The 23,768-nt window shown below is 30.5% G+C and carries 25 protein-coding genes; 19 read left to right on the top strand and 6 right to left on the bottom strand.

Annotated elements, in window-relative coordinates; genetic code table 11:
- Nucleotides 1-80 precede the first annotated feature (80 nt).
- Together ACFCYN_RS19835 and ACFCYN_RS19830 are read left to right on the top strand one after the other, a co-directional pair.
- Complete coding sequence (locus ACFCYN_RS19835; RefSeq protein WP_375951230.1) at nucleotides 81-737, top strand: reverse transcriptase-like protein; 657 nt, start codon at nucleotides 81-83, stop codon at nucleotides 735-737.
- Between the two features lie 14 nt (nucleotides 738-751).
- Nucleotides 752-940 carry a zinc-finger domain-containing protein gene (locus ACFCYN_RS19830; RefSeq protein WP_172444211.1) on the top strand — a complete coding sequence of 63 codons (189 nt, stop codon included), beginning with the start codon at nucleotides 752-754 and terminating at the stop codon, nucleotides 938-940.
- A 326-nt stretch (nucleotides 941-1,266) separates the two neighbouring features.
- On the opposite strand, the gene ACFCYN_RS19825 is transcribed toward ACFCYN_RS19830, so the two are convergent.
- The gene (locus ACFCYN_RS19825; RefSeq protein WP_172444212.1) at nucleotides 1,267-1,512 is read right to left on the bottom strand and encodes a DUF2564 family protein; all 246 of its coding nucleotides are present in this window, start codon (nucleotides 1,510-1,512) and stop codon (nucleotides 1,267-1,269) included.
- A gap of 166 nt (nucleotides 1,513-1,678) precedes the next feature.
- Nucleotides 1,679-1,876 (bottom strand): cold-shock protein CspD, encoded by a 198-nt coding sequence (gene cspD, locus ACFCYN_RS19820; protein WP_098121101.1) that lies wholly within the window; start codon nucleotides 1,874-1,876, stop codon nucleotides 1,679-1,681.
- Nucleotides 1,877-2,179: 303 nt separating this feature from the next.
- Between cspD and ACFCYN_RS19815 the strand changes: the two genes are divergently transcribed.
- The 4 genes from ACFCYN_RS19815 to ACFCYN_RS19800 all read left to right on the top strand — a co-directional run bounded on the left by ACFCYN_RS19815 (nucleotide 2,180) and on the right by ACFCYN_RS19800 (nucleotide 5,852).
- A complete protein-coding gene (locus tag ACFCYN_RS19815) occupies nucleotides 2,180-2,404 on the top strand; it encodes a hypothetical protein (protein WP_098121102.1) in 225 nt (74 codons plus the stop codon).
- A 331-nt stretch (nucleotides 2,405-2,735) separates the two neighbouring features.
- Complete coding sequence (locus tag ACFCYN_RS19810) at nucleotides 2,736-4,901, top strand: DNA topoisomerase III (RefSeq protein ID WP_172444213.1); 2,166 nt, start codon at nucleotides 2,736-2,738, stop codon at nucleotides 4,899-4,901.
- Nucleotides 4,902-4,982: 81 nt separating this feature from the next.
- On the top strand, nucleotides 4,983-5,360 hold the full coding sequence (locus tag ACFCYN_RS19805) for a hypothetical protein (protein ID WP_172444214.1): 378 nt from the start codon (nucleotides 4,983-4,985) through the stop codon (nucleotides 5,358-5,360).
- Nucleotides 5,361-5,483: 123 nt separating this feature from the next.
- Nucleotides 5,484-5,852 (top strand): DUF3979 family protein, encoded by a 369-nt coding sequence (locus ACFCYN_RS19800; protein WP_172444215.1) that lies wholly within the window; start codon nucleotides 5,484-5,486, stop codon nucleotides 5,850-5,852.
- Here the strand turns inward: ACFCYN_RS19800 and ACFCYN_RS19795 are convergent.
- Nucleotides 5,849-6,898, bottom strand: coding sequence for a YkvI family membrane protein (locus ACFCYN_RS19795; protein WP_172444216.1), 1,050 nt, complete (start codon nucleotides 6,896-6,898; stop codon nucleotides 5,849-5,851). The genes ACFCYN_RS19800 and ACFCYN_RS19795 overlap by 4 nt on opposite strands.
- A 201-nt stretch (nucleotides 6,899-7,099) precedes the next feature.
- Between ACFCYN_RS19795 and ACFCYN_RS19790 the strand changes: the two genes are divergently transcribed.
- Nucleotides 7,100-8,383 (top strand): MDR family MFS transporter, encoded by a 1,284-nt coding sequence (locus ACFCYN_RS19790; protein WP_172444217.1) that lies wholly within the window; start codon nucleotides 7,100-7,102, stop codon nucleotides 8,381-8,383.
- 34 nt (nucleotides 8,384-8,417) lie between these two features.
- Here ACFCYN_RS19790 and ACFCYN_RS19785 read toward each other — a convergent pair whose 3' ends face one another.
- Together ACFCYN_RS19785 and pssA are read right to left on the bottom strand one after the other, a co-directional pair.
- A complete protein-coding gene (locus tag ACFCYN_RS19785; RefSeq protein ID WP_375951226.1) occupies nucleotides 8,418-9,353 on the bottom strand; it encodes a metal ABC transporter substrate-binding protein in 936 nt (311 codons plus the stop codon).
- A gap of 313 nt (nucleotides 9,354-9,666) precedes the next feature.
- On the bottom strand, nucleotides 9,667-10,401 hold the full coding sequence (pssA, locus tag ACFCYN_RS19780; RefSeq protein ID WP_172444219.1) for a CDP-diacylglycerol--serine O-phosphatidyltransferase: 735 nt from the start codon (nucleotides 10,399-10,401) through the stop codon (nucleotides 9,667-9,669).
- 374 nt (nucleotides 10,402-10,775) lie between these two features.
- Here pssA and ACFCYN_RS19775 point away from each other — a divergent pair, with 374 nt between their 5' ends.
- From ACFCYN_RS19775 to ACFCYN_RS19720, 12 genes are all read left to right on the top strand, one after another.
- Nucleotides 10,776-12,407: a peptide ABC transporter substrate-binding protein gene (locus ACFCYN_RS19775; RefSeq protein WP_375951223.1), complete on the top strand. Its 1,632-nt coding sequence runs from the start codon at nucleotides 10,776-10,778 to the stop codon at nucleotides 12,405-12,407.
- A gap of 1,303 nt (nucleotides 12,408-13,710) precedes the next feature.
- Nucleotides 13,711-15,345 carry a peptide ABC transporter substrate-binding protein gene (locus ACFCYN_RS19770; RefSeq protein WP_375951221.1) on the top strand — a complete coding sequence of 545 codons (1,635 nt, stop codon included), beginning with the start codon at nucleotides 13,711-13,713 and terminating at the stop codon, nucleotides 15,343-15,345.
- A gap of 261 nt (nucleotides 15,346-15,606) precedes the next feature.
- Nucleotides 15,607-16,203, top strand: a complete 597-nt coding sequence (gene uptA, locus ACFCYN_RS19765) for an undecaprenyl phosphate transporter UptA (RefSeq protein WP_216854235.1) — start codon at nucleotides 15,607-15,609, stop codon at nucleotides 16,201-16,203.
- A gap of 77 nt (nucleotides 16,204-16,280) precedes the next feature.
- On the top strand, nucleotides 16,281-16,466 hold the full coding sequence (locus ACFCYN_RS19760; protein ID WP_098121659.1) for a hypothetical protein: 186 nt from the start codon (nucleotides 16,281-16,283) through the stop codon (nucleotides 16,464-16,466).
- A gap of 186 nt (nucleotides 16,467-16,652) precedes the next feature.
- Nucleotides 16,653-17,594 (top strand): magnesium transporter CorA family protein, encoded by a 942-nt coding sequence (locus tag ACFCYN_RS19755; protein WP_172444222.1) that lies wholly within the window; start codon nucleotides 16,653-16,655, stop codon nucleotides 17,592-17,594.
- Nucleotides 17,595-17,676: 82 nt separating this feature from the next.
- The gene (locus ACFCYN_RS19750) at nucleotides 17,677-18,552 is read left to right on the top strand and encodes a permease (protein ID WP_098121667.1); all 876 of its coding nucleotides are present in this window, start codon (nucleotides 17,677-17,679) and stop codon (nucleotides 18,550-18,552) included.
- Nucleotides 18,553-18,565: 13 nt separating this feature from the next.
- Nucleotides 18,566-19,456: a TIGR03943 family putative permease subunit gene (locus ACFCYN_RS19745; protein ID WP_375951218.1), complete on the top strand. Its 891-nt coding sequence runs from the start codon at nucleotides 18,566-18,568 to the stop codon at nucleotides 19,454-19,456.
- Between the two features lie 206 nt (nucleotides 19,457-19,662).
- Nucleotides 19,663-19,953 (top strand): hypothetical protein, encoded by a 291-nt coding sequence (locus ACFCYN_RS19740; protein ID WP_172444224.1) that lies wholly within the window; start codon nucleotides 19,663-19,665, stop codon nucleotides 19,951-19,953.
- 195 nt (nucleotides 19,954-20,148) lie between these two features.
- Nucleotides 20,149-21,276: a stage II sporulation protein P gene (gene spoIIP, locus ACFCYN_RS19735; RefSeq protein WP_172444225.1), complete on the top strand. Its 1,128-nt coding sequence runs from the start codon at nucleotides 20,149-20,151 to the stop codon at nucleotides 21,274-21,276.
- Nucleotides 21,277-21,355: 79 nt separating this feature from the next.
- Nucleotides 21,356-21,511 (top strand): hypothetical protein, encoded by a 156-nt coding sequence (locus tag ACFCYN_RS19730; RefSeq protein ID WP_375951216.1) that lies wholly within the window; start codon nucleotides 21,356-21,358, stop codon nucleotides 21,509-21,511.
- Between the two features lie 356 nt (nucleotides 21,512-21,867).
- Nucleotides 21,868-22,251: a DUF3888 domain-containing protein gene (locus ACFCYN_RS19725; RefSeq protein ID WP_172444227.1), complete on the top strand. Its 384-nt coding sequence runs from the start codon at nucleotides 21,868-21,870 to the stop codon at nucleotides 22,249-22,251.
- Nucleotides 22,252-22,395: 144 nt separating this feature from the next.
- Entirely contained in the window at nucleotides 22,396-23,166 is a 771-nt protein-coding gene (locus ACFCYN_RS19720) for a hypothetical protein (RefSeq protein ID WP_216854091.1), read from the top strand.
- Nucleotides 23,167-23,342: 176 nt separating this feature from the next.
- Here ACFCYN_RS19720 and ACFCYN_RS19715 read toward each other — a convergent pair whose 3' ends face one another.
- A complete protein-coding gene (locus ACFCYN_RS19715) occupies nucleotides 23,343-23,705 on the bottom strand; it encodes a permease (RefSeq protein WP_172444228.1) in 363 nt (120 codons plus the stop codon).
- Nucleotides 23,706-23,768 lie beyond the last annotated feature (63 nt).

Raw genomic sequence — 23,768 nt, 5'->3', positions numbered from 1 at the left:
TTAAAATATTGAATTATTTTATAAACTATAAATTAGAAGTTGACAACCTTTTATAAATAAAAATGGAAAAGGTGTGACGTATGAAGCTAAAAATAATATGGAAGTATCAAACTAAAAAGAAATACCAAATTACACTTGATACAGATTGGCTAGAGATAAAAGAAGCTTTACTTTTAGCGGAAGACTTTGAAAGTACTGGTCGGACAAAAGAAATCATTTTTCTAGATCAATTTGATTCTAGTTGGACAAAAAAACAAGTAATAAAATATTTAAAAGAACTTGAAGAAGAGCCACACAATATAACTGTATTTTTTGATGGTGGATTTGATCAGTCTACAAATCGTTCTGGAATAGGCGTGTGTATATACTTTAGTCAAAACGGTAAAGAATATCGAAAACGATTTAATGAAAAATTAGATGGACTTTTAACAAATAATGAGGCAGAATTTGCAGCATTAGAAAATGCAATCTTACTATTAGAAGAAATGAATATTAGCGGACAAACAATTATAATAAAAGGTGATTCACAAGTAGTTTTAAATCAAATAAGTGGAGACTGGCCATGTTTTGAAGAGCAACATGAAAGATTTATTAATCGAATTGAAACAAAATGTAAAAACTTAAAAATAACCTTACAATTAGATCTAATTAAACGAAATGATAATAAAGAAGCTCATAGTCTAGCAACGCAAGCACTTAAAGGGAATAAGATAATGAGTACGATTGAAGTTACATGAAGAGGTGAAAACAGATGGAACGCAAAGAAATTTTAGAAGAAATAGATACATTATTAAAAACTTATTGCGATGGTTGTTTTGTTTATAAGCATTTTAGAAAAGACCATAGTCAGAAATTCGCTCAATCTTTTTGTATAAACAAATGTACGATTGGAGAAAAAATTAAAACGATTGGTCAGCAATTACATCAGACTGCTGAATAACAGAGGAGGTACTAATTATGTACCTTTTTTTGTTGAGAAATAACTTGTCAATTAATCAGCAATCTTTTCAATGTAAAGGAAGCATTATGATGTTGATTTCCACTATAGGATTCTCGCTTTCCATGAGGCGAGACCTGAGCCTCCTCGGCGCGCCTGCGGGGTCTTTAGCCTTCCCGCTATTCCCATAGGAGTCGAGTATCCTTCCGTTCCAATCATCTTCTTTAAATTAAAAAAGTATGCAATAAAAAAACTTATTAATCTCATAAAGGAAGTAGACAAAATAAAAAGGCCGTCGATTGTTCCGACAGCCTGAGGTAGGTAATTAATTATATTTGAGCTTCTCGTAATTGTTGCTCAACTTGCATTAAATCTTCTTCTTGTTTCACTAAAAACTCTTCATCCAAATCAGTAGCAAGGCCTTTCATTTTTTCTAGCTGTTCTCTTGCTTGAGTGATTGCAGTTGTTGCATCAGTTAATTGTTGCTCGTCCATGCTCATTGTTGCATAACCTACAAGCTTTTGTGCAGCTTGAACTTTCATTTCTACATCTTCAAAATTATTAAAGTTTGACATATTCACCCTCCTTATTTCACTTCGTAGTATTCCCAAATAAATAGGAAAAATGAAGAAGAGCTGTTTTTTTATTAAGTTTTTTTGAAATTTTTTCATAGTAAGAAAATAAAAAAGGGTAAAATAAAAAGGACTGAATAAGTCAGTCCTCTATGTAGTCAAGTATTATTTATATCTTTACTACGTTAGCAGCTTGAGGTCCACGGTTACCTTCAACAATGTCAAAAGAAACTTCTGCACCTTCTTCTAATGATTTGAATCCTTCAGTTTGAATAGCTGAGAAATGTACGAATACGTCTTCTCCGCCTTCAACTTCGATGAATCCGAAACCTTTTTCATTGTTGAACCATTTTACTTTTCCTTGCATATTTCTTTTCCTCCTAAAACATTGCACATAAAGCGCGAAAGAATTTCCATTTATTAATACTAAAATAATAAATGTTGAAATTAATATACAACTATTAGGATTATAAGTCAAGTAAGCGCTTAATCACGAAATATACAATCAATTGACATAAATAATTCATAAATAAAAAAAAGCTTAAAATAAATTTGTGAAATAAATCACAAACATAAAAACTCATGCTATACTTCAACTGTAGTAAGCAATACAAAATAATTTTAAAGCTAAAAACATGTTTTCACTTTATAAAGAGATGGAGAGATGGAAATGATACATTGCGAATGGATTGAATTTCAAATTGAACATGATTTAATAACAGAAGAAAAATTTGAAGAAATGATGAATGATACATTTCAGGCTATGATGGTCGATGAAAATAACTTTCCTCAATATATATGGACAGCAAATTATGTTGTAATCGTAACAAAGCGAATTAGAATTTTAGAAGAAGTAGAGTTTATACAAATTCCTCGTAACCCCGCGTGTGAGTAGTAGCTAAATGAAGAAACGGTAAAAGGGGCTGTCTCATATTGAACTGACATATGGGACCCTCTTTTTAACTTGCTTATTGAATCTAGAATGGACAGTTTCTTCAAGTATAAAGTTGATCAATCTATTTTGCGATTTTAATTCAATTTGCAAAATATTGAAACTTCCCCTACCCAAATCACCATTAGAATTACCTATTATTAAATAATCCTTCTTAATACCCTAAGTCGAGCATTTCCTTCCTTTAAATCTTTTCCTGTTTTTACATTAGTTATATAATAACTGTATGTACTTAAAGAGTTATATAAAAATCAGTTAAATTGTGAGGAATAAAATGAAATTAATAATTGCTGAGAAGCCTGATCAAGGGTTGAAGCTTGCTGCTCCTTTTAATTTTCAGAAGAAAAAGGGGTTTTTAATCATTCAACCAAATGAGTTTTTTCCAAAAGGCGCTTATTTAACTTGGGCTATTGGGCATTTATGTGAGTTGTTATCACCTGAAGAATATGATGAGAAGTGGAAAAAATGGTCTTTAAATACTTTACCTATTGTACCTGAGCGTTTTAAGCATAAAGTATCAAAGGGAAAATGGGATCAATTTTCGATTATAAAGAATTTAGTCCATTTAGATGAAGTGAATGAAATTATACTCGCAGGAGACTGTGAGAGAGAAGGAGAACATATTGTTCGCCTTATATTAAATTTAGCTGGAAATCGAAAACCGATGAAAAGGCTTTGGATTTCTTCTTTAACTGAAAATGCGGTTAGAAAAGGGTTTAGCCAATTATTGGATGAAAATGAAACAAAAAGCTTATTTTTTGAGGCGTATAGTAGAGCTTGTGCCGATTGGTTAGTAGGGATGAATGCATCGAGAGTGTATTCACTACATTTACAAAAAAAGGGAATTCAAGATGTATTTTCTTTAGGGAGAGTTCAAACACCTACTCTCGCACTTATAGTGAAAAGAGAGCTTGAAATTGAAAAGTTTAAATCTGAACCTTACTGGGAGGTATATGCTACATTTCAGTTTGATAAGAAAAAGTTTTTTGGAAAGTGGCATAAAGAATCAGATTCTAAAATCTCATCTAGTGAATTAGCTACTAAAATTGCTAGTTTTTGTGAAAATAAAATGGCAAAGATTACTGATATTGAACAAGAAAGAAAGGAATATCAGCCTCCTTTTCTTTATAATTTATCAACGCTACAAGCTGATGCAAATGCTAAATATAAGTTTTCTCCACAAAAAACTTTAGAAATTGCTCAAAAGCTTTATGTTAAAGGGAATATATCATATCCGCGTTCCGATTCAAGCTTTATTACAAAGGAAGAGGCGATGATGATCCCCGAGATATTAAAAAAACTCGAAAACATTGAGCAATTTTCACAATTTTTCCCTCTTCCAAACGAGTCTATTTTAAATAATAGTCGTTTTGTTAACGAGAAAAAGGTTACCGATCACTATGCAATTATTCCAACTGAACAAGTGCCAGCTATTCATAAATTGAATGATGAAGAATTGAAAATATATGAATTAATTGTAAATAGATTAATAAGTGCACATTATCCTAGTTCAATTTTTGACTATACAACAATTCATACGATAGTAGACGATCGAGCGACTTTTATTTCAAAAGGGAAAATAATGGTTCAAGAAGGCTGGCGTAAAGTTATTTTTGAAAAAGCAAAAGAAAAAAATAATGAAGAACAAAATTTGCCAATTGTTGAAATTGGACAAGAAGGAATCGTTAAAAAGGCTGAAGTAAAAGAAAAGAAAACACAAGCTCCTAAAAGATATACAGAGGGACAATTAATAACATTAATGAAATCAGCTGGGAAACATATCGATAATCCTGAATTAACGAAAATCTTAAATAAAACTGAAGGACTTGGTACAGAAGCAACTAGGGCTGGAATTATCGGTACGTTAAAAAATAGAAAATATATTGAAGTTAAGAAAAATCAGGTTTTCGCAACTGATAAAGGAAAACTTATTATTTATGCTCTTGGAGAAAATATTTTAACTTCACCTGAAATGACAGCTAAATGGGAGCAACGATTAAGTGAAATTGGGGACGGGAAAGCAAGTAGTCTTGATTTTATGGAGCAAACAAAAAAATTAACAGAGAAAATAATATTGGATGCATATGAAAATGAGAAAATATGGAATTTTTCAGAGTTTCGAATTGAAGATATGCAGAATACAAAGTTTGGTCCAAAGAAAAAATCAGCTAGTATTGGAAAATGTTTTAAATGTGAAGGGAAAATGGTTGATAAAGGGTCTTTTTATGGCTGTGATCAATTCCAAAAGACAAAATGTGATGTGACGATTTCAAAAAAAATATTAGGAAAGTCAATTACAAAATCAGCCATGAAACAATTGCTTAGTGGAGAAACTACTGAAACTATAAAAGGTTTTTCAAAAGATGGTAAAGAATTTGAGGCATCATTAAAATTTAATGAAGCAGGTAAAATCATGTTTATTCAAAATTCTATAAAATAAAATGAACGATAATATAAATTAACTAGTCAATTCTATTTTATATTGCATATACTTATATACAATATAAATAGGAGGATTAGAGTGAAGGAATTCTATAGCAATGAACAAGTTTTTTTAACTGGTGGAATTGTTCCTTCCGTTTATTCGTTATGCATAGATTGTAATCGGAAAATTGTACATGTCCTTGATTTAGATCGAGTAGGCACAAGACCGGTATTTGTATCGTTTTCCGACAGTTTTGCCAAAAAAATTTTTGAGCAAATAAGCTTATCGTCACTTGGAAGTTACTTAGAATACCAATATTTGATTTATACAACTGAAGGTATAGTAACGAAATGGAAAAATAACGAACTTGTTGCTTTAACTAATTTAGACGATTGTAAACCAGAATTTCTTAGCTTGATGAAAGAAAGAAGGACTGCATGGTCTAAATACAAAGCTTTATATAATCGAAAATAAAAGAAGGATTACTCTTGAATAAAATCAAAGAGTAATCCTTTTTCTATTGCCTCTGCATATTCCTGTCTTTTCATGTTTTAATTTGTTAAACTATCATCATATCTTAAAATAGAAGGTGACAAAATGATTTGCTTTTTAGAAAATACCTTTCAAATAAAATTAGAAAAAAATGAAAAAGGTGATTTTCCAATTATTGTGACGGACGATGGCATTTTTAGTGAAATTAATCTTAAGGAGAAACCAAGTACATACGTTAAGTTTATCATTAATGAGTATGATGAATTAACGATTGATTGGTATGTTGAAAATGAAAATCGATTCTCCGTAAAGAGTTTACAAGTTCATCAAATGATTTTAATTAATGATCATGAGGAAAATTCAATTCAATTTGTTTTAGAACGTTGGCAATCAAGAATGTTTAAGATTCAATGGAAACCTAAGTTGCACATCGAATTTGGATTGTATTATGAAGTATGTGATGATTGTGATTAAGATGATTTTTTTGGTTTAAGTAAAGTAAGAATGACAAGAAAGCTAATCCATCCGATTAATGGATAAAGAAATGTTAAAAGTGGGCCATAACCAATTATGCTAATAAATAGACAGCATATTAATAATAAAATAACGAGTACATTTGCATTTATTGGGATGTATGAATTAATTTGTCTAGACATCCCATATATATTACCAACTAAAGTAGTGAAAATTTCAGCTAATATAACCATTAAGAAAAAATAATAGAAAATTGGATGGATTTTTTTGATTACTTCAACCATAGGTATTTCATATTGTTGAAAATTAGGCACTCCAGAAACGTTAAGGTGAATTAGTAATAAAATTGCGCCTAATATAAGCCCTCCTAAAATCCCACCGTGTATAATAGAAGATTTTTCTTTACACTCTGATCCGATTGGAACTAAGACTGCTTGTGCTAGAGCCATATTTAAACAAACATAAGTGATTGGTTTCGTAAATACTGAAATATTAAGCGTATTGATGGAAGGTAATAGATTATCTAAATTAATTTCGCGCATTGTAAATGGTAAGTGTGAATTAATGAAAACTGCAGCAATAAAAGCACACATAATTGGGACTACCGTATTATTTAAGCTGAATAAACCACTTGTCCCTTTTCTTAAAACGATAAAAGTTAAGATAATAAAAATAAACGAACCGATCAATGAATTAAAATGTAAGTAATTTTTAAATACAGCACCAGCACCTGACAGCATAACACTTGTAACGCCAATTAGTACAAAGAAAAGAAGCGCATTAATGATATTTCCTCCGAGTTCTCCAAATAAAAGTACATTAAATTCTTGTGCTGACTTCAATTTATATGTATGTGCAATGGTCATAATTTTACTTCCAAACCAACAAAATAAAATGGTCGCAAATAAAATCCCCAAAGCACCATATACTCCGTTTATAGAGAAGAACTCTACGATTTCCTTACCCGTGGCGAATCCTGCCCCAATTACAGTTCCAACATATGTAAATGCTATATTTCGAACTTCTTTACTAAAGTTTAATTTCATAGGAAGTCCTCCTAAATGTAGTACTAAATTGTATGATACATTTTAGGAAATTAGACATGCTCTAAAGGAAAAGTTTATAAACATTTCAATTGAAAAAATTTTATTGGTCGAAAATTTTAAAAGAAAGAAGGATAAATTAAAATTTAAATTTACGCTCATTTTTAATTATGTTACAGTGAGTAGGTTAGGGAGGCGGACAACATGAATATACTTAAGTGGAATTTTAATATGAAAGTAAGGCTTGTAGCTGAGTTTTTCTTCGGCTTATTTTTTTGGATGTATTTACCTTTTCTAGCGATTTACTTTGCTGAAGAATTAGGTAAAGTTACTTCGGGGATTTTACTAATGTGCTCACAGGCTGTTGGGGTATTTGCAAATTTAATCGGCGGATATTTAGCTGATACGTATGGTCGAAAGAAAATGATGGTCATTTCGGCTTTTATTCAAGCTGGTGGTATGATCTTATTAACGATTGCAAATTCACCAATTTTAACTTCTCCTTGGTTAACTTTTGTAGGATTTGCGATTATTAGTGTTACTGGAATGCTTTATAATCCAGCTAGTTCTGCAATGGTAGCAGATACAGTTGAGGACAAAGATGAGCGAAACTTGGTATTTGCAGTATTCTATACGATGATAAATATAAATGTAGTAATTGGACCAATAATTGGAGGAATCTTATTTTTTAAAGCAAGGTTTTTATTATTTGCAACATCTTCAATTATATTTTTAATAGTTTCAATTATGATTGCTTTATTAATTAAGGAGTCCTTGCCAGATTCAATAAAGCAAGAAAAAGAAGCTTCAATTTCTAAAGTCTTTATTCAACAAGTGAAGAATTATCGCATTATATTTACTGATAAAGTATTTTTCTTATTTGTTGCTGCCGGAATATTAATCTCTCAAACTTTTACTCAATTAGATTTATTGTTAGCAGTATTTATAAAAGAGAAAATACCTGTTCAAACATTAATTAGCTTCGGCGATTTTACTTTAAAAACAAAGAGTGAAACATTATTTAGCTGGACAATTGCAGAAAACGGTTTAATAGTAGCTTTATTAACTGTTTTAATCACGAAGTTCGCGAATAAATTTAATGAAAGATTTTTATTTTTTGCATCTTCCGTTTGTTATGCTTTCTCTATGTTACTGTTCGGATTTACACTTTCAGCCTACGTAATTTTTATTGCTATGGCAATTTTTACTTTAGGAGAAATATTAGTTGTAGGGAATCAGAACTCATTTATTGCAAAAATCGCTCCAGAAAGTCAACGAGGGCAGTATTTCGCTGCTTCAGGTTTAAGATGGTCATTAGGACGAACAATCGCACCATTAACCATTCCACTCGCAGGTATAATTGGATATAAATGGACTTTTATTTTAATCGCATTATTAGCATTATGTGGAGCGTATTTATATGAAATTATGTTTAAAGAGATGAAGAAAAAATCAATAGAAATACGTAATGACATGAAAGTAGTATAATGATATAAAAAAAGGACCCTTTTGGGGTCCTTTTTTAGCGGTTATTTAAAGCTTTATCGAGTGTGTCGACATTTTCTTGCATTAAATCAAAATAATCCTTATGCTTTTTTACATCATCTTCGGAAATAGTGGCTAAGTGATTAAGTCTCAAAATTTCAGCATGAGTTTCATCTTTTACGACTGAAGCAACTTTAGGTGTTGCAAACGTTTCAAATAAAATATATTTAACATTATGTTTATTCACAAAGTCTACAACATTTTTTAATTCCTTTTGAGAAGGTTCTTGAGAAGGAGATAGCCCTGTAATTGGAATTTGTTTAATTCCATAATGTTGTTCTAAATAACCATAAGCTGCATGAGAAACAACGATATCTTTGCGCTTGGAATGTAAAACTAAATTTCGTAACTCACTATCAAGTTCATCAAATTGACCGTCGATTTTATCATAATTCGCTTCGAAGTATTCTTTATTTTTTGGCATTAATTTGATTAATTCATCTTTAATATTTTCTGCCTCAATTTTTGCTCTAGAAGGATCTAACCAAACATGTGGATCAACATCATGTTGATCTTCTTCGTGAACTTCTTCTTCATTGGATTTAATCAATTCAATATTTTTTGAAGCTTCTAATGATGCAACATTATTGTTTTTTAGTGCATCCTTAATTTTATCAGCAAAAGGTTCCATACCTGCACCATTATAAACAAATAAATCAGAGTTTGCGATTTTAACAATTTGTTTGGATGTCGGCTCAAAATCGTGAGTATCGACTCCAGTAGGGTAAATCGAATGTACATCAACATATTTACCGCCAATTTTTTCAGCAAAATCTTGTAATGGATAGATTGTAGTATAGATCGTAAGCTTATTTTTATCTTTTGTACTTTGTTGCTTCGTATCCTTATTACAAGCTGATAGAATTGTTCCTGCTAATAGCAAAGTTGTGATTGCTAATTTTCTAAATTTCATATTCATGCTCTCCCTATCATTTTAATCGTCTTAGTATTTTGTATTGAGGCTATTAATAAACGAAAATGATTAAATTTTTTAATTAATTCGTAATCATTCCTTTTTATATTTTAAAAAAAATGTAAGATAAATTTTTTATCATACAAAAGGTAAACTTAAATAAAAGCCTCAAAATCGTACTTATTACGATTTAACACTTAGTCATTATAAATCAGTAATTTTTATTGTGCAAGAAAAATGATAACTAAAAGGAATTAATATGCAAAAAAAGTATGTTTTGATGTAGAGCTAATCGATCAAAACATACTTTTTATTAAGATTTTCGCTTTAAGCGGAATTTCCGAGGTTTTTGACTTTCATTATTACTTTGTTTCTTTTTACTTTTGAAAAATTGAAAGAAAATAAAGAAGATGTATAGTGGGATCGCAATATAAATAAAAAATGGCCACTGTTCTTTTTTGGCATGCCATACAAGGTATAAAGCGTATCCTAAAAAGATCGTAATAATCGTTGCATATTTAGGAATCGGAATATCTTTAAAGCTTGGAATTTTTATTCTACTTACCATTAAAAAAGCTAATGCAACGAATACAGTGATAATGACTATTTGTGGTATGCGACTACCGAATAAAGTTAAAAAGGCGACGAAACCACCTGCAGCGGTAATTGGTACACCAGTAAAATATTTTAATGATGTCGAAATGGGTGTTACATTAAATCGAGCTAATCTGTAAGCCCCAAATAAAGGGAATAAACCAGCGATTCCTAAACCCAAGATACCTTCAGTTGAGAATTGTGTACAAAATACTAAATAAGAAGGTGCTACTCCAAATGTGACGATATCAGCTAATGAGTCTAATTCCTTTCCTAATTGAGATTGTACTCCTAAAACTCGGGCAACACGACCGTCCATACTATCTAGCATCATTCCTATTAAAATAAGAATTGCTGCATTTCTGAATTCGCCTTTAGCAGCGAAGCCAATCGATAGAAATCCACAATATAAGTTACCTAGAGTAAATAGGTTTGGGATACTTCTTCTTATCATACATTCACTTCCTAATATTGATATAAAAATATATATATGTTCAAATTCATAAGATATATTATAACCCAAAAATTAGCAAGAATGGAAATTAATAATGAAGTTCGAGAAATGTTTGAAGATTCGACATATATTCATAGAAATTTGTCTTATTTTGCGCCGAAAAACTATGTGAATAGGATTACAATTGTATAAAACTTATAGAAAAATATGAAATTCGAACTAAATTTTAAAGAAATTTTAATAAAAAATAAATTAAATATTAAAAAAATACTTTTTTTTCTGAAAAATATGTAGTATATTGAAAAAGTAATAAGTGATTTTTCAGAAAAATAAGTAAATTAACTGATGAATCACTAATATCCGGAGGTGCTCTTATGAAGCGTAGATTAGCAACAACAGTTTCAAGTTTATTAGTACTTAGTACGGTACTAGCGGCTTGTGGCAAAGACACAGAAACGACGGCAACTAATACACAGAAAGATAAAAAGCAAACGTTAAGATTAACTACCACCACTGAGATTCCTTCTATGGATTCAGCAAAAACTACTGATTCAATGTCATTCGAAGTTTTAGACAATGTAAATGAAGGTTTACTTCGTTTAGGACAAGGTGACGAAGTAGTAGATGGCGTTGCTAAGAAAGACTCAATCGAAGTTAGTAAAGATGGACTTACTTATACTTTCCATTTACGTGATACAAAATGGTCTAATGGTGAGCCAGTAACAGCTAAAGACTTCGTTTACGGTTGGCAACGTGCTGTAGATCCTAAAACTGCATCTGAATATTCATTCATTTTATACTATGTGAAAAATGCTGAGGCTATTTTCAATGGTAAAATGCCATTAGATCAATTAGGTGTTAAAGCAATTGACGATAAAACTTTACAGGTAACTTTAGAACAACCTACACCGTATTTCTTACAATTAACAACTTTTGGAACATACTTACCTGAAAACCAAAAGTGGGTTGAGTCTAAAGGAGATAAATATGGTTTAGAAGCAAATACTCAATTATATAATGGTCCGTTTGTTTTAAGCGACTGGAAACATGAGCAAAGTTTTACATTAGAGAAAAACGAAAAGTATTGGGACAAAGACGCTGTTAAGTTAGATGAAATTAAATACAATGTAGTTAAAGATACTTCATCAGCTGTTAACTTATATCAAAACGGTGATCTTGACAAAGTAATGTTAGATTCTGAGTTCGTTGATAAATATAAAAACGATCCAGATTACAAAACTCAATTAGATGCTCGTTTAGTATTCTTCCGTTTCAATGAAAAACTACCACTTTTCAAAAATGCTAAGGTTCGTCAAGCGTTTGACTTAGCTTATGATAAAGAAGCTATTACTTCTTCTATTTTAAATGACGGTTCAAAACCTGCATATTGGTTAGTACCATCTGAGTGGGTAAAAGGTCCAGATCAAAAAGACTTCCGTGATCATAATGGAGACTTCAATAAATATAATGTGAAGGAAGCTCAAAAATTATGGTCTGAAGCTAAGAAAGAACTAGGCAAAAATAAAATTGAGTTAAAAATGCTTTCATATGATGACACAACTCGTAAAAAAGCAGCTGAGTATGTCGCTGGTGAGCTTATGAAGAACTTACCTGGCTTAACAATTACAGTAGCTCCACAACCTTTTGAAATCAAACTTGATTCAGAGAAAAAATTAGACTATGACTTCTCATTCTCAGGTTGGGGACCAGATTATCCAGATCCAATGACATTCATTGATATGTTCTTATCAAACAGCCCATTCAATGAGATGGCATACAATAATCCAAAATATGATGAATTAGTAAATGCTGCGAAAAAAGAAGCAGATCCACAAAAACGTTGGGACGATATGGTACAAGCTGAGAAAGTTATCATGGATGAAGCTGGTATTTCTCCAATTTACCAACGCGGACGCGCTTATTTAGAAAAGAAATCAGTTAAAGGTATTATTGCGCACAAATTTGGAGGAGATTTCTCTTACAAATGGGCGTCTAACGAAAAATAATATTATTGGGGCCAGCCTAAAAGTCAGTGTAGCTGACGCTTAGGCGGCCCTTATTTAATTTTTCCATGTGTCTAGAAGAAAAATGGGGGATCTAAATGACGTTTTTCAATATATATAGGAAGAATAAAAATAATGAACTCCACAAAATAACAAATTAAATCAATTTCTTAAACAAAGGTTGTCTAAAAAGACAACCTTTGTTTTTTCGTTAAAAACTAAAATTTTAATTTAATAGAGTAAGAACATCATAATTATTTAGTCCTAAAAATGGCTGGAATTATCTAATTCATAAACGCTCGATAAGTAACAAAAAAGGCAATTGGGGGGTATTTATTTAACTCATAACGGGTTCATGAGTAAGAAAAAAGTGAAAAAAGGTGATTTTTTTAACTCATAAAAGGTTCATGAGTAACTAAAAATGGAAAATAGAGAATTTATCTAACTCATGAAAGATTCATGTGTAACAAAAAAGGTGAACTCTTAGTAGTTAAGCCTGTAATTAAAATTATGTTATCTTCTATTCAAATATACATTTGACGGATTCTCCATGTACTAAACAATTGAAAAATGGAAGTATATTTGCTGGTTTTTATGCTAGTGCTTATTGATTAATTACCTCATTTTTCCGATTTATTTGAGTAAATTACTTTCGAATTACGAAAAAAAATTAATTGGCTCAAAGACGTTCCATAGATTTCCAAACATATTAAAGCGAGGGAGAATAATTAGAAAAACGAAAAAAGTCGTTCAAAAAAAATTGGTTTTATCGGTAACAACTTCAAAAGAAATGAATCAGGATCACGTGAAAATCTTAATATTTTCTCATTTTTTTTAGAATTATTTTCTCCAATTTAATATTAAATTTAGGTAATTTGTGTATAACAAATTACCCAAAAGTGAATGTTAAAGTGGTGTCCAGTTGGTAACTGTTTTTAAAAAGATGGACTAGATCATGATATTTTCTGCAGTTCTCAAATATAAATAGTCTATTTTTAGACTTTTTAAAAAAAATATACATATTTGTCCCACTTAAAACATTTATTGAAATTGGGGCAATTATTAAAAGTTTTCGTTGAATCTGCAAAAATTAATACAAAAATGTAATGTTAATTACAAAAAAGTGAACTTTTATTCAGATTTATTAATATTTTTTGAAAAAAATGTCGAATTAGTGTTGATATTTTCTAAAAAGTATGTAAAATGAAAGTAAGTTAAATATTATTAACTGTTCGAACAGTGAAAATTGTTTGAATATTTTAATAGTTTTTAAGTCTAATTGTTTAATTTTGGGGAGGCAATTCTAATGAAAAAGAAGGTATCGTATTTTCTATCTTTATCAGTTGCTGTGAGCATGCTTTTATCTGCATGTAACTCAGACAACTCAAATGATGGTAAAAAAGAAACAGCAAAAGCAAAACCACAAGTATTGAACTTACTAGGCGGAGCTGAATTACCAGGTCTTGATTCTAGTACTTCTACTGATGCAGAATCTTTCAACGTATTAGGTAACATTATGGAAGGATTAAATGTATTAGGTGAAGGTGACGTAGTAAAACCTGGTATCGCAGAAACTACTGATAAGTCAGCTGATGGTTTAACTTATACATTCCACTTACGTGATGCTAAATGGTCTAATGGTGACGCTGTAACTGCAGCAGACTTCGTTTACGCTTGGAAACGCGCTGCAGATCCAAAAGTTGCTTCTGAGTATGCATTCATGATGAATGTATTACAAAACGGTGAAGATGTTACTACTGGTAAAAAACCAGTTGACCAATTAGGAGTTAAAGCAATCGATGATAAAACTTTAGAAGTTAAATTAGCGAAAGCTATTCCATATTTCGATTCTTTAGTAACATTCCCAACATTCTTACCATTAAATCAAAAGTATGTTGAATCTCAAGGTAAAAATTATGCTTTAGAAGCTGGAAACATGATCTTTGACGGTCCTTTCCAAATGAAAGAATGGAAGCATGATGAAAGCTATAAATTAGTTAAAAACCCTGAGTACTATGATGCTACTAGCGTAAAATTAAAAGAAGTAAACTTTAAAATTGTAAAAGACCCAGGAACTGGTGTTAACCTTTATGAAACAGGTGCAGTTGACCGTGCAGGTTTAACAGCAGAGTATGTTGATAAATATAAAAACAACCCTGATTACGGAACTACTAAAGAGCCAACAGTATTCTTCTTACGTGTAAACGAAGATAAAAATCCAGCTCTTAAAAATGTAAACATCCGTAAAGCATTAAACGAAGCATTTAACCGTGAAGATATTACTGGAACTATTTTAAATAATGGTTCAGTACCATTATATGGTTTAGCTCCAAGTAACTTCTTAGATGCAAACGGTAAAGATTTCCGTGAAGCTTCTGGCGATTTAGTTAAATACGATCCAACTGATGCTAAAACATTATGGGAACAAGGCTTAAAAGAAATTGGTAAGAAAGATGTAACAATCGAATTATTAGGATCAGATACTGATACTAACAAAAAAATTAGTGAATACCTACAAGGTGAATTAACTAAAAACTTACCAGGATTAAAAATTAACATTAAATCAGTTCCATTTGCACAACAATTAGATTTAAACTCAAAGAAAGATTATGAAGTATCATTCGGCGGATGGGGTCCAGACTATAAAGATCCAATGACATTCTTCGATATGTGGACTTCTAAGAGCCCATTCAACCAAATGGGATTCTCAAATGCTGAGTATGATAACTTAATCACTCAAGCTGGTGGAGCATTATTATTAGATCCAGCTAAACGTACTGACGCATTCTTAAAAGCAGAAAAAATCTTAGTACAAGACAATGCTGCAATTCTTCCGATTTACCAACGTGCTCTTGCATACGTTATGAAACCAAAAGTACATGGCTTAATTGAGCATTCATTTGGTTCAGACTTCACTTACAAATACGTTGAAATTAAATAATTAAGAAATGATAAAAGGCTGCTCCATTGTCAGGTCACTGACTTGGACAGCCTTTTTTTTATGAATGAGTATAGAGCCTTCTACACGGCTCGTAGCTTCAGCAAAATCAAATACGTAAAATAAGAAGGAACATCAAAATTATAGATGATTATTGGAATTTGGCACTGTAAAATCAAATAAATCCAAAATTACTTAATTTTGACATATTTTAACTTCCTTTGTATTATCATTGTAGTACAAGTTGTTTTTTTAGGGAGGAGGATCCTATTGACAAATATCATACATCAGATATTAGATTTTTTTGCATCATTAGGATATTTAGGGGTTGCATTAGGATTAATGATTGAAGTTATTCCGAGTGAAATCGTTTTAGCCTATGCTGGCTATCTTGTAGCTGGAGGGCATATAAATTTTGTTGGAGCAGTGGTAGCAGGAGTAATAGGGGGAACTATTGCACAATTATTTTTATATTGGTTAGGTTATTTTGGTGGTCGACCAATTATTGAAAAATATGGTAAATATATTTTAATTAATAAGCATCACCTTGATTTAGCTGAAAAATGGTTTTCAAAATATGGTGTAGGAGTCGTATTTACGGCACGTTTTATTCCGATTGTAAGACATGCTATATCGATTCCAGCAGGACTTGCAAAGATGCCAATAGGTAAATTTAGTCTTTATACAGTAATTGCGATCATTCCATGGTCAATCCTTTTTGTATTAATAGGTGAGAAACTAGGTAAAAACTGGGAAACTGCTAAGGAAGTATTGACTCCATATACTCCAATGATTGCAGTAATAGCAGCTGCGTTATTAGTTGTGTACTTTTTAATAAAAAAGTTAGTTTCGAAAAAATAGAAATTTAAAATAAAAATGATTTGTTTTGCGTGATATTACATATAATATGTTAAATTTCAATTGGAAGGATGATTTTTATGTATTCTATGTCGTATGATGTATTAAAATCTGATATTTTAAATACTCTTACAAATGTTCAAAATCAATTAAATTCGGAAGATTATTCTGTACATACAAAAGAACAGCTTCAGAGCCAATTGGAAGTTTATCAATATGTTGATGAATTAAGTGATATGCATTATTTTTATAAAAGTGGATATTAAAAACTGGGTCACTATAAGTGGCCTTTTTCTTTATTTATGAATAGTATAAATGCTTACTAAAATAGTAGCTTAAAGCGCTTGTTTATTAGAATTTAGACTTTCTTTTTAATAAAGGTTGAAACATATAAAAATGTTTCGTATGCTATTATTGTGTAGGTTTTGTTTTAGAATTAGAGGTGAATTAAAATGCTAAATTTTTATGTTTCAGATGCACAAGGGAAACTAAATCAAGTCGACGTAATCGAAAAAGGTTGCTGGATTAATGCAATCAATCCAACAGAGCAAGAAATTCAATATCTAGTTCAAAAGCTTGACTTAGATTTAGATTTTATTAAAGACCCACTTGATGATGAAGAGCGTTCAAGGATAGAGGTCGAAGGGGAGCACACTCTAATTATTGTTGATATTCCAATTGTAGCTCATGATGATAATGGGCATACGATTTTTGACACAATACCGATCGGGATGATTATTTCGTCTAATACGTTTGTTACAATCTGTTTAAGTGAAAATCCAATTTTTGAAAGATTTATTTACCAAAAAGTAAAAGGCTTTTTTACTTTTAAAAAGACGAGATTTGCACTTCAACTGTTGCATACAACTTCAACCTATTATTTACGTTATCTTAAACAAATTAATCGCAAAACTAATGAAATTGAAGCTGAATTACATCAATCAACACGAAATCAAGAATTATTCACGATGCTGAACCTTGAAAAAAGTTTAGTTTATTTTACTACTTCACTGAAATCGAATAAAATCGTCATGCAAAAGATTCTTAAAGGCAATATTTTAAAAATGTATGAAGATGATGAAGATTTATTAGAAGATGTTATTATTGAAAATAAACAGGCAATAGAAATGGCAGAGGTTTATAGTAATATCCTAAGTGGGATGATGAACACATTTGCTTCAGTTATTTCAAATAATTTAAATATTGTAATGAAATTTTTAACTTCTATTACAATTATTTTATCCATTCCAACAATGGTTTCAAGTTTTTATGGAATGAACGTTGATAACATACCATTAGCAAAAATACCACATGCATTTCCAATCGTAATTGGTATTTCAGCGATATTGTCAACAACAATTGCATTAATATTTTGGAAAAAAAGGTACTTTTAACTCACAAAGCCGCCGGTCATTCGGAGGTTTTGTGAGTTTTCATTTTTAAAAGTACAATGGGAGAGAGAATATGATTACAAACATGAATTTTTACCATTCATTCTTACAAATGAATACTATATTTATTTCGATTGTAGTCGAAGCACTACCATTCATTTTAATCGGAGTATTTATTTCTGGGATTATTCAAATTTTTATTACTGAAGAAATGTTATATAAAATAATACCGAAGAATAGATATTTAGCAGTTTTAGTTGCTATTTTACTAGGATTTATTTTCCCAGGTTGTGAGTGTGGAATCGTACCAATCGTAAGTAGATTAATTAAAAAAGGCGTACCTCACTATGTAGCCGTAGCATTTATGTTAACAGGTCCGATTATTAATCCAATTGTACTTTTTGCTACATTTATTGCTTTTGGTAATAGTATTCAAATGGTTATTTATCGCGCTGGGGCTGCAATGATTGTTGCTTATATTATTGGGATCGTATTATCATATTTGAAAATTGATAATCCATTAAAAAATAATTTAGTGACAATTCCTGTAGACAATTCAGTACCGGTTAAAAAGAAATTATGGAGCGTTTGTGTACATGCTATTGAAGAATTTTTCTCGATGGGTAAATTCTTAATTTTAGGTGCTTTTATTGCCGCTTTTGTACAAACATTTATACCTACTGCTACTTTAATGCATATTGGTAATGGACAAGTAGCTAGTATTCTAGTAATGATGGCATTAGCGTTTATCTTATCACTATGCTCTGAAGCTGATGCATTTGTTGCATCTTCATTTCTAAGTACGTTTTCGTTAAACTCCATCGTCGCATTTATGGTTGTTGGTCCAATGATCGATATAAAAAATACATTAATGTTATTCCAACATTTCAAAAGTCGTTATGTATTAATTATTATTGGATTAGTAATTTCTTTAACATTTATCACTACACTATTAATTTAAAGGGAGAATCGATATGGCAAGAGCATATGTACTTTTAGGATTTACCTTCTTTTTAATGCAATTGCATATTAAGGGTACGATCTCAAAATATATTAATATGAAATACTCTTATTTATCTCTGACAGCTGGGATATTATTTGCTTTTTTAACGATAATACAAGTTATTCATGTTTTAAGGACTAGTCGTGATGAAGGTGAAAACCATGACCACGACCACGCTCATAGCCACTCTCATGATCATCAATGTGATCATACTTGTGTGCATGGGCATGTTCATAAAGAAGCAAAAGGCTTTAAAAAGATGTTAAATGGATTAGTCTTTATTTTCCCATTATTTACAGGTATTTTCTTACCTGTTGCCACTTTAGATTCTACAATTGTTCATGCAAAAGGCTTCCATTTTCCTGTTTCTGAACCAGGAAATAATGATCCATTTATGGAAAGACAATATTTAAAACCTGATTTAAGTATTTATTATGGACAAGAAGGCTATCAACAATTAATTAAACAAGAATCAAAAGAATATATTAATAAACAAAGTATCGTTTTGAATGATTATGACTTTCTTAAAGGAATGGAAGTTTTATATGATGAGCCTGGAAAGTATTTAGGAAAACAACTAACTTATAAAGGTTTTATTTATCATGAAAAAAGCTTAAATAAAAATCAAGTTTTCTTATTCAGGTTTGGAATCATTCACTGTGTCGCTGATTCAGGTGTATATGGATTGCTTATTAACTTACCTGATAATCAAAAGTTTAAAAATGATCAGTGGATTGAGGTTACAGGTAATATACAACAAATGTACTATCAACCATTTAAAGTTAATATTCCTTATGTAGAAGCGACCAAAATTAAGGAGATTCAACCACCAAAAGATGAATATGTTTATCGTAATAAATAAAATGAGCCCAAGTGGCTCATTTTTTTTACATTTTTGGTTAAATAACTAAACAATTCATTCAAAAACAAAGATTTTAAAAATTTCACTTACCGGAATTAGAAAAATAATTAAAAAAACTTGTTTATATCTAGACATGTACACATTCAATATCTAAATTTTTACGTATGTTATAAATGTACAATAAATAATTATAGAGGTGTTTTTAAATGTGGGGATTTTGTGGTTGCAATCGTAGAGAAGAGAGAGAAGAAGTATCTCCAGCAAGAGATATGAGAGAGTTTGTTGAAGTTCGTAGACCATGTTGTGAATGCAAAGAAGAACGAGTTATGGCTGAAAACACGGAAAACAATCGACGCAGAGGATGCGGATGCAAAAGAAACAGAAGAAACAATATGGTTTCACCTGCTGAAAGCTCATTCTGCCAAACACAATTAGAAGCTGCAAGAAACGGATGCGTAGTTAATCCGTTAACTAACTTCAGCCGTTGCAATATGTAATTTAAAACTTAGAAAACAATATACGAACAATGATTTAGGAGGTGCTATTTTGGCATCTCTTTTTTTATTTTTCATTTAAAATGGATCGTCTAGAAAATAATTTTTTAAAGAGTTTAGTCGAATATTAAAATGAATTAATAAATTTTCAATTCTATTTCATAGAGCTTGTACATACGTTTTATTAGAGGTGATTCAATGAGACAATCAATTTATATTAAATCTATAAATCTTAAACGTGTGACGGCAAGTGTCTTCGTAGGCATTGTCTTATTATTTTTGTTGGCAAGTTTATTTGTAACATCAATGAAAAATACAAAATCATACTATATTCATCAATGGTTCGAAAAAATGAGTTATGAAGGATTTATTAAAGCATTTGAGTACGAAAACGGTCACTTTAAGTTAGGTAACGAATCGAAAAAAGATGGACAACCTATCACGAATATACTTTTTTCGTTTATTACAAATATTAGACTGTATGACCCAAAAAGTTTATTAGTTCATGAAATATCTAGCATGACAAAATTTGAAAATAATATTTTAGTTGCCGGTGAAGGGATTGATTTTACAAATCTACCAATCGAATCGAGTTTAACATTGGCAGAAATTAACCAAAATCCAAATGTTAAAGATCCAGTAAATGAGCCAATTAAAAATCCAGCTAATCCACCATCAAAAACGACAAATGGAAAAGATGTATTTTTTATTTACCACACGCATAGTTGGGAATCTTTTCTACCTTTAATTCCTGGTGCAAAGGAACCTAATCAAGCATCATCTCCGAAAGTAAATGTAAGTTTATTAGGTGAACGGTTGAAAAATAATTTAGAAGCAAATGGAATTGGTGCAATTGATGATAAAACGAATATTGGAGCTGAATTAACGAAAAGACATTGGGATTGGGGAAAATCATATAAAATGTCTAGACTGGTTGTACAAAATGCCCTTTCACAAGATAAGGATTTAAATTATCTAATTGACATTCATCGTGATGATCAAAGGGGTAAAGTGACAACTACCGAGATAAATGGTCAAAAATATGCAAAACTATACTTTATTGTTGGTGTAGAAAACAAAAATTATCAAAAGAATTTAGCTTTAGCAAAAGATTTAAATAGTGAAATAATGAAATTTAACAAAGGATTAACACGCGGAATTTATAGTAAAAACTATAAACAAGGGAATGGAGTATACAACCAAGACTTATCTCCTAACTCGATTTTAATAGAAGTCGGTGGGGTTGATAATACATTACCTGAACTATACCGAACAATTGACTTGCTTTCAGATATTTTAAGCAAATACTATTGGGATCATCAGTAAAAATAAGGGAACGACTAATAGAGGGTGTCCTAAGGGGCATCCTCATTTTTCTATTTAAAGAGTAGTTACAAAAATCGAAGTGCAAATAAGAAGTCTTGGCTATGCAAATAAAACAGTGAAATATGCAAATAAAGATTTAAGTACAATTAAAAATAGTGAAACTGCAATTAAAATTAACGAAGCTTCAAATAAAAGGAGAAAAACTGCAATTAATTTCCCAGAAAACCCAAATTAAATCGGCTAATACCTATACTGGTTATGGTAACTCGCAATTAATAATAGCTATATTAAAATGGAAAATTCATAAGTTTGCTCTAAATCTTTCTAAACTCTCTAAAAAAGTGTTGGAATCTACCGAAAAACAAGAAATAGATATCATAAAATCAATCATCCTTGAAAAACACCACTAAAATCCCATCCAATTTAAGCTCAACAATGTTTCTTGAATTCAAATTGGGGGCGACTACTTGTCAGTTACGTTGACTGTTAGTTACCTCACTTTTTTTATCTTATCCCATCGCTAACATATCCTTCATTAAATTGTAAAGAATAGATAGTAAATAGATTTTAATCGTAGATGGAGGGGTCAATATGAAGAGAGGGTTTATTGTCATTTTATTAACGTGTTTAATTGTAGCCTCGAAACCGGCTAGTTCGTTTGCAGTTCAGAATGAAGTGTTAGAGGATGCGGTATTATCAATCTTATTTCCTAGTATAAATAGTCGTTTATATAAAATTTTTGGTCCAGGTGAACAATATAATTGTGCGGCAATCACGAATATAAAAAAGAAATATAATGGTACATACGTATTTGAAGCAACTATTCAACTTGTAGCATATAAACAAAATCAACAGCCACCTTACACTCTAGTTAAATTTAATTTTACAAATGATAATGGTGAGTGGAATATTCGTTCTGTTACGCAAGAACCAATTCAAACAAAAACAACTTCTACATGTAGACCACCTGTTTAACGAATTTAAAAGGATGAAAAAGTGATATTTTGGTAAAAAATGTAAAACTATATAGGTAAAAAAAAATGAAATTTATCATTTTAGATGATAAAATTAGTATAAAATATGATATGATAAAGAAAAAATTTAAAGGTGGCAATATCGTTGGCGGGAATTGATTCAATAAAGGAGATTATCTATATATATGGTGATAAGCATAATCATTGCTTTATAACATCTGGAATAAATTATAAAGAGTTTGTTCAAGGACTTCCTTTTCCACTTCAAAACATTCTTTTGCTAAAACACGATATTCAATGGTCTGATTTTAATTTAAATTCCTCTTTTTATTATGTAGAAAGAGAGGATATTAATAAATTTATAATGGAACATGACGAGCATGAAGATCTTTGTTGGATTGATTTTGAAGAATTAGCAGATTTGGACGAATTAGAGCCTAAAGAAATAGCAGAATTACTTTATCTTGCTCACAAAAAAGAACCATTACAAAAACCATTTATACCTAGACTAAATAATTCTTTTGCATACATGAATATAAGTGACGGAATGTACCAAAAGGTCTATTATAAACGAATTAATGATTTTATCTTTATGCTTTGTAATGTTATTTCTTATAAAATTACTCAACTTCAGAGACGAAGTATAAATATATTTAATCGTTCAAAACAAGTTAATCCAATCAATATTAAATTAATGTTGACTTTATATCCGTTAATGGAAGATGGATTAATTATTGATTTGAGTGAGCGTGTTGAAAATAGAAAAGTGATAGAAATCCCAATTTTCCGTGTGGATTTTTATTCTGGTGTAGATGAAGTTTTAGAAAATGTAGAAGATTATCGTGAACTGACAAATCATATAGCAAATTTAAGTTATTCGAAGAAAGATGATGAATGGACAGTAGTTGAAGTTTAAAGGATTTTATTCTGTAAACAATGTTGATAATCGTGGGATTGTAAAAACGAAAATCATTCATTTATCGCAAGAATTCTTTAAGGGGAATTCTTTAAGGCCCTTTCAATTTACTCTTGAAATTCCAAAAGTTTGAAAGGACCTTAAAGGTCTTTTTTTTTGCTTTTTTAAATCTATTGTTAAAGAATCGCACTTAAGACGATTAATAAATTATAAAAAATAGTGACGATTACCGAAAATAATCCAAAACCAATTGCTGTATAACCTAAAGTGGAGTGACCTTTTGTTACACTGTAAATACCAATAGCAATTCCAATGATCCCAAACAGTACAGGCATTAAAAATAACGAAAATAGTGAAAAAAATAAAGCTACGTATCCAATTACAATTCCAGTTGCATGAGATTTATCTGAAGTCGTGTCTGTATAAAAAACATCCCTCGTCGGATAAAACTCTGCACTATATTCTTCGTTGTGATCATTGTTATCATTTGGTAAATTGTGATTATGTTTTTGTTCATTATGCTTTCTATGACGATACATAAATTAACACTCCTTTCTTTTAATGCCTTACCTCTAGTATGTGACTAAGAATTACGATGATAA

Origin of the sequence: Gottfriedia sp. NPDC056225 (genome assembly GCF_042267765.1) — a bacterium.
GTDB lineage: Bacteria > Bacillota > Bacilli > Bacillales > Bacillaceae_G > Gottfriedia.
The sequence above is the reverse complement of the archived record's forward strand: the minus strand, read 5'-3'. Positions and strand labels throughout refer to the sequence as shown.

What these genes read in the sequence shown, in the direction of transcription:
- ACFCYN_RS19835 (WP_375951230.1), top strand. Translation starts at nt 81, where the DNA reads ATGAAGCTAAAAATAATATGGAAGTATCAAACTAAAAAGAAATACCAA.
- ACFCYN_RS19830 (WP_172444211.1), top strand. Translation starts at nt 752, where the DNA reads ATGGAACGCAAAGAAATTTTAGAAGAAATAGATACATTATTAAAAACT.
- ACFCYN_RS19825 (WP_172444212.1), bottom strand. Translation starts at nt 1,512, where the DNA reads ATGTCAAACTTTAATAATTTTGAAGATGTAGAAATGAAAGTTCAAGCT.
- cspD (WP_098121101.1), bottom strand. Translation starts at nt 1,876, where the DNA reads ATGCAAGGAAAAGTAAAATGGTTCAACAATGAAAAAGGTTTCGGATTC.
- ACFCYN_RS19815 (WP_098121102.1), top strand. Translation starts at nt 2,180, where the DNA reads ATGATACATTGCGAATGGATTGAATTTCAAATTGAACATGATTTAATA.
- ACFCYN_RS19810 (WP_172444213.1), top strand. Translation starts at nt 2,736, where the DNA reads ATGAAATTAATAATTGCTGAGAAGCCTGATCAAGGGTTGAAGCTTGCT.
- ACFCYN_RS19800 (WP_172444215.1), top strand. Translation starts at nt 5,484, where the DNA reads ATGATTTGCTTTTTAGAAAATACCTTTCAAATAAAATTAGAAAAAAAT.
- ACFCYN_RS19795 (WP_172444216.1), bottom strand. Translation starts at nt 6,898, where the DNA reads ATGAAATTAAACTTTAGTAAAGAAGTTCGAAATATAGCATTTACATAT.
- ACFCYN_RS19790 (WP_172444217.1), top strand. Translation starts at nt 7,100, where the DNA reads ATGAATATACTTAAGTGGAATTTTAATATGAAAGTAAGGCTTGTAGCT.
- ACFCYN_RS19785 (WP_375951226.1), bottom strand. Translation starts at nt 9,353, where the DNA reads ATGAAATTTAGAAAATTAGCAATCACAACTTTGCTATTAGCAGGAACA.
- pssA (WP_172444219.1), bottom strand. Translation starts at nt 10,401, where the DNA reads ATGATAAGAAGAAGTATCCCAAACCTATTTACTCTAGGTAACTTATAT.
- ACFCYN_RS19775 (WP_375951223.1), top strand. Translation starts at nt 10,776, where the DNA reads ATGAAGCGTAGATTAGCAACAACAGTTTCAAGTTTATTAGTACTTAGT.
- ACFCYN_RS19770 (WP_375951221.1), top strand. Translation starts at nt 13,711, where the DNA reads ATGAAAAAGAAGGTATCGTATTTTCTATCTTTATCAGTTGCTGTGAGC.
- ACFCYN_RS19760 (WP_098121659.1), top strand. Translation starts at nt 16,281, where the DNA reads ATGTATTCTATGTCGTATGATGTATTAAAATCTGATATTTTAAATACT.
- ACFCYN_RS19755 (WP_172444222.1), top strand. Translation starts at nt 16,653, where the DNA reads ATGCTAAATTTTTATGTTTCAGATGCACAAGGGAAACTAAATCAAGTC.
- ACFCYN_RS19750 (WP_098121667.1), top strand. Translation starts at nt 17,677, where the DNA reads ATGAATTTTTACCATTCATTCTTACAAATGAATACTATATTTATTTCG.
- ACFCYN_RS19745 (WP_375951218.1), top strand. Translation starts at nt 18,566, where the DNA reads ATGGCAAGAGCATATGTACTTTTAGGATTTACCTTCTTTTTAATGCAA.
- ACFCYN_RS19740 (WP_172444224.1), top strand. Translation starts at nt 19,663, where the DNA reads ATGTGGGGATTTTGTGGTTGCAATCGTAGAGAAGAGAGAGAAGAAGTA.
- spoIIP (WP_172444225.1), top strand. Translation starts at nt 20,149, where the DNA reads ATGAGACAATCAATTTATATTAAATCTATAAATCTTAAACGTGTGACG.
- ACFCYN_RS19725 (WP_172444227.1), top strand. Translation starts at nt 21,868, where the DNA reads ATGAAGAGAGGGTTTATTGTCATTTTATTAACGTGTTTAATTGTAGCC.
- ACFCYN_RS19715 (WP_172444228.1), bottom strand. Translation starts at nt 23,705, where the DNA reads ATGTATCGTCATAGAAAGCATAATGAACAAAAACATAATCACAATTTA.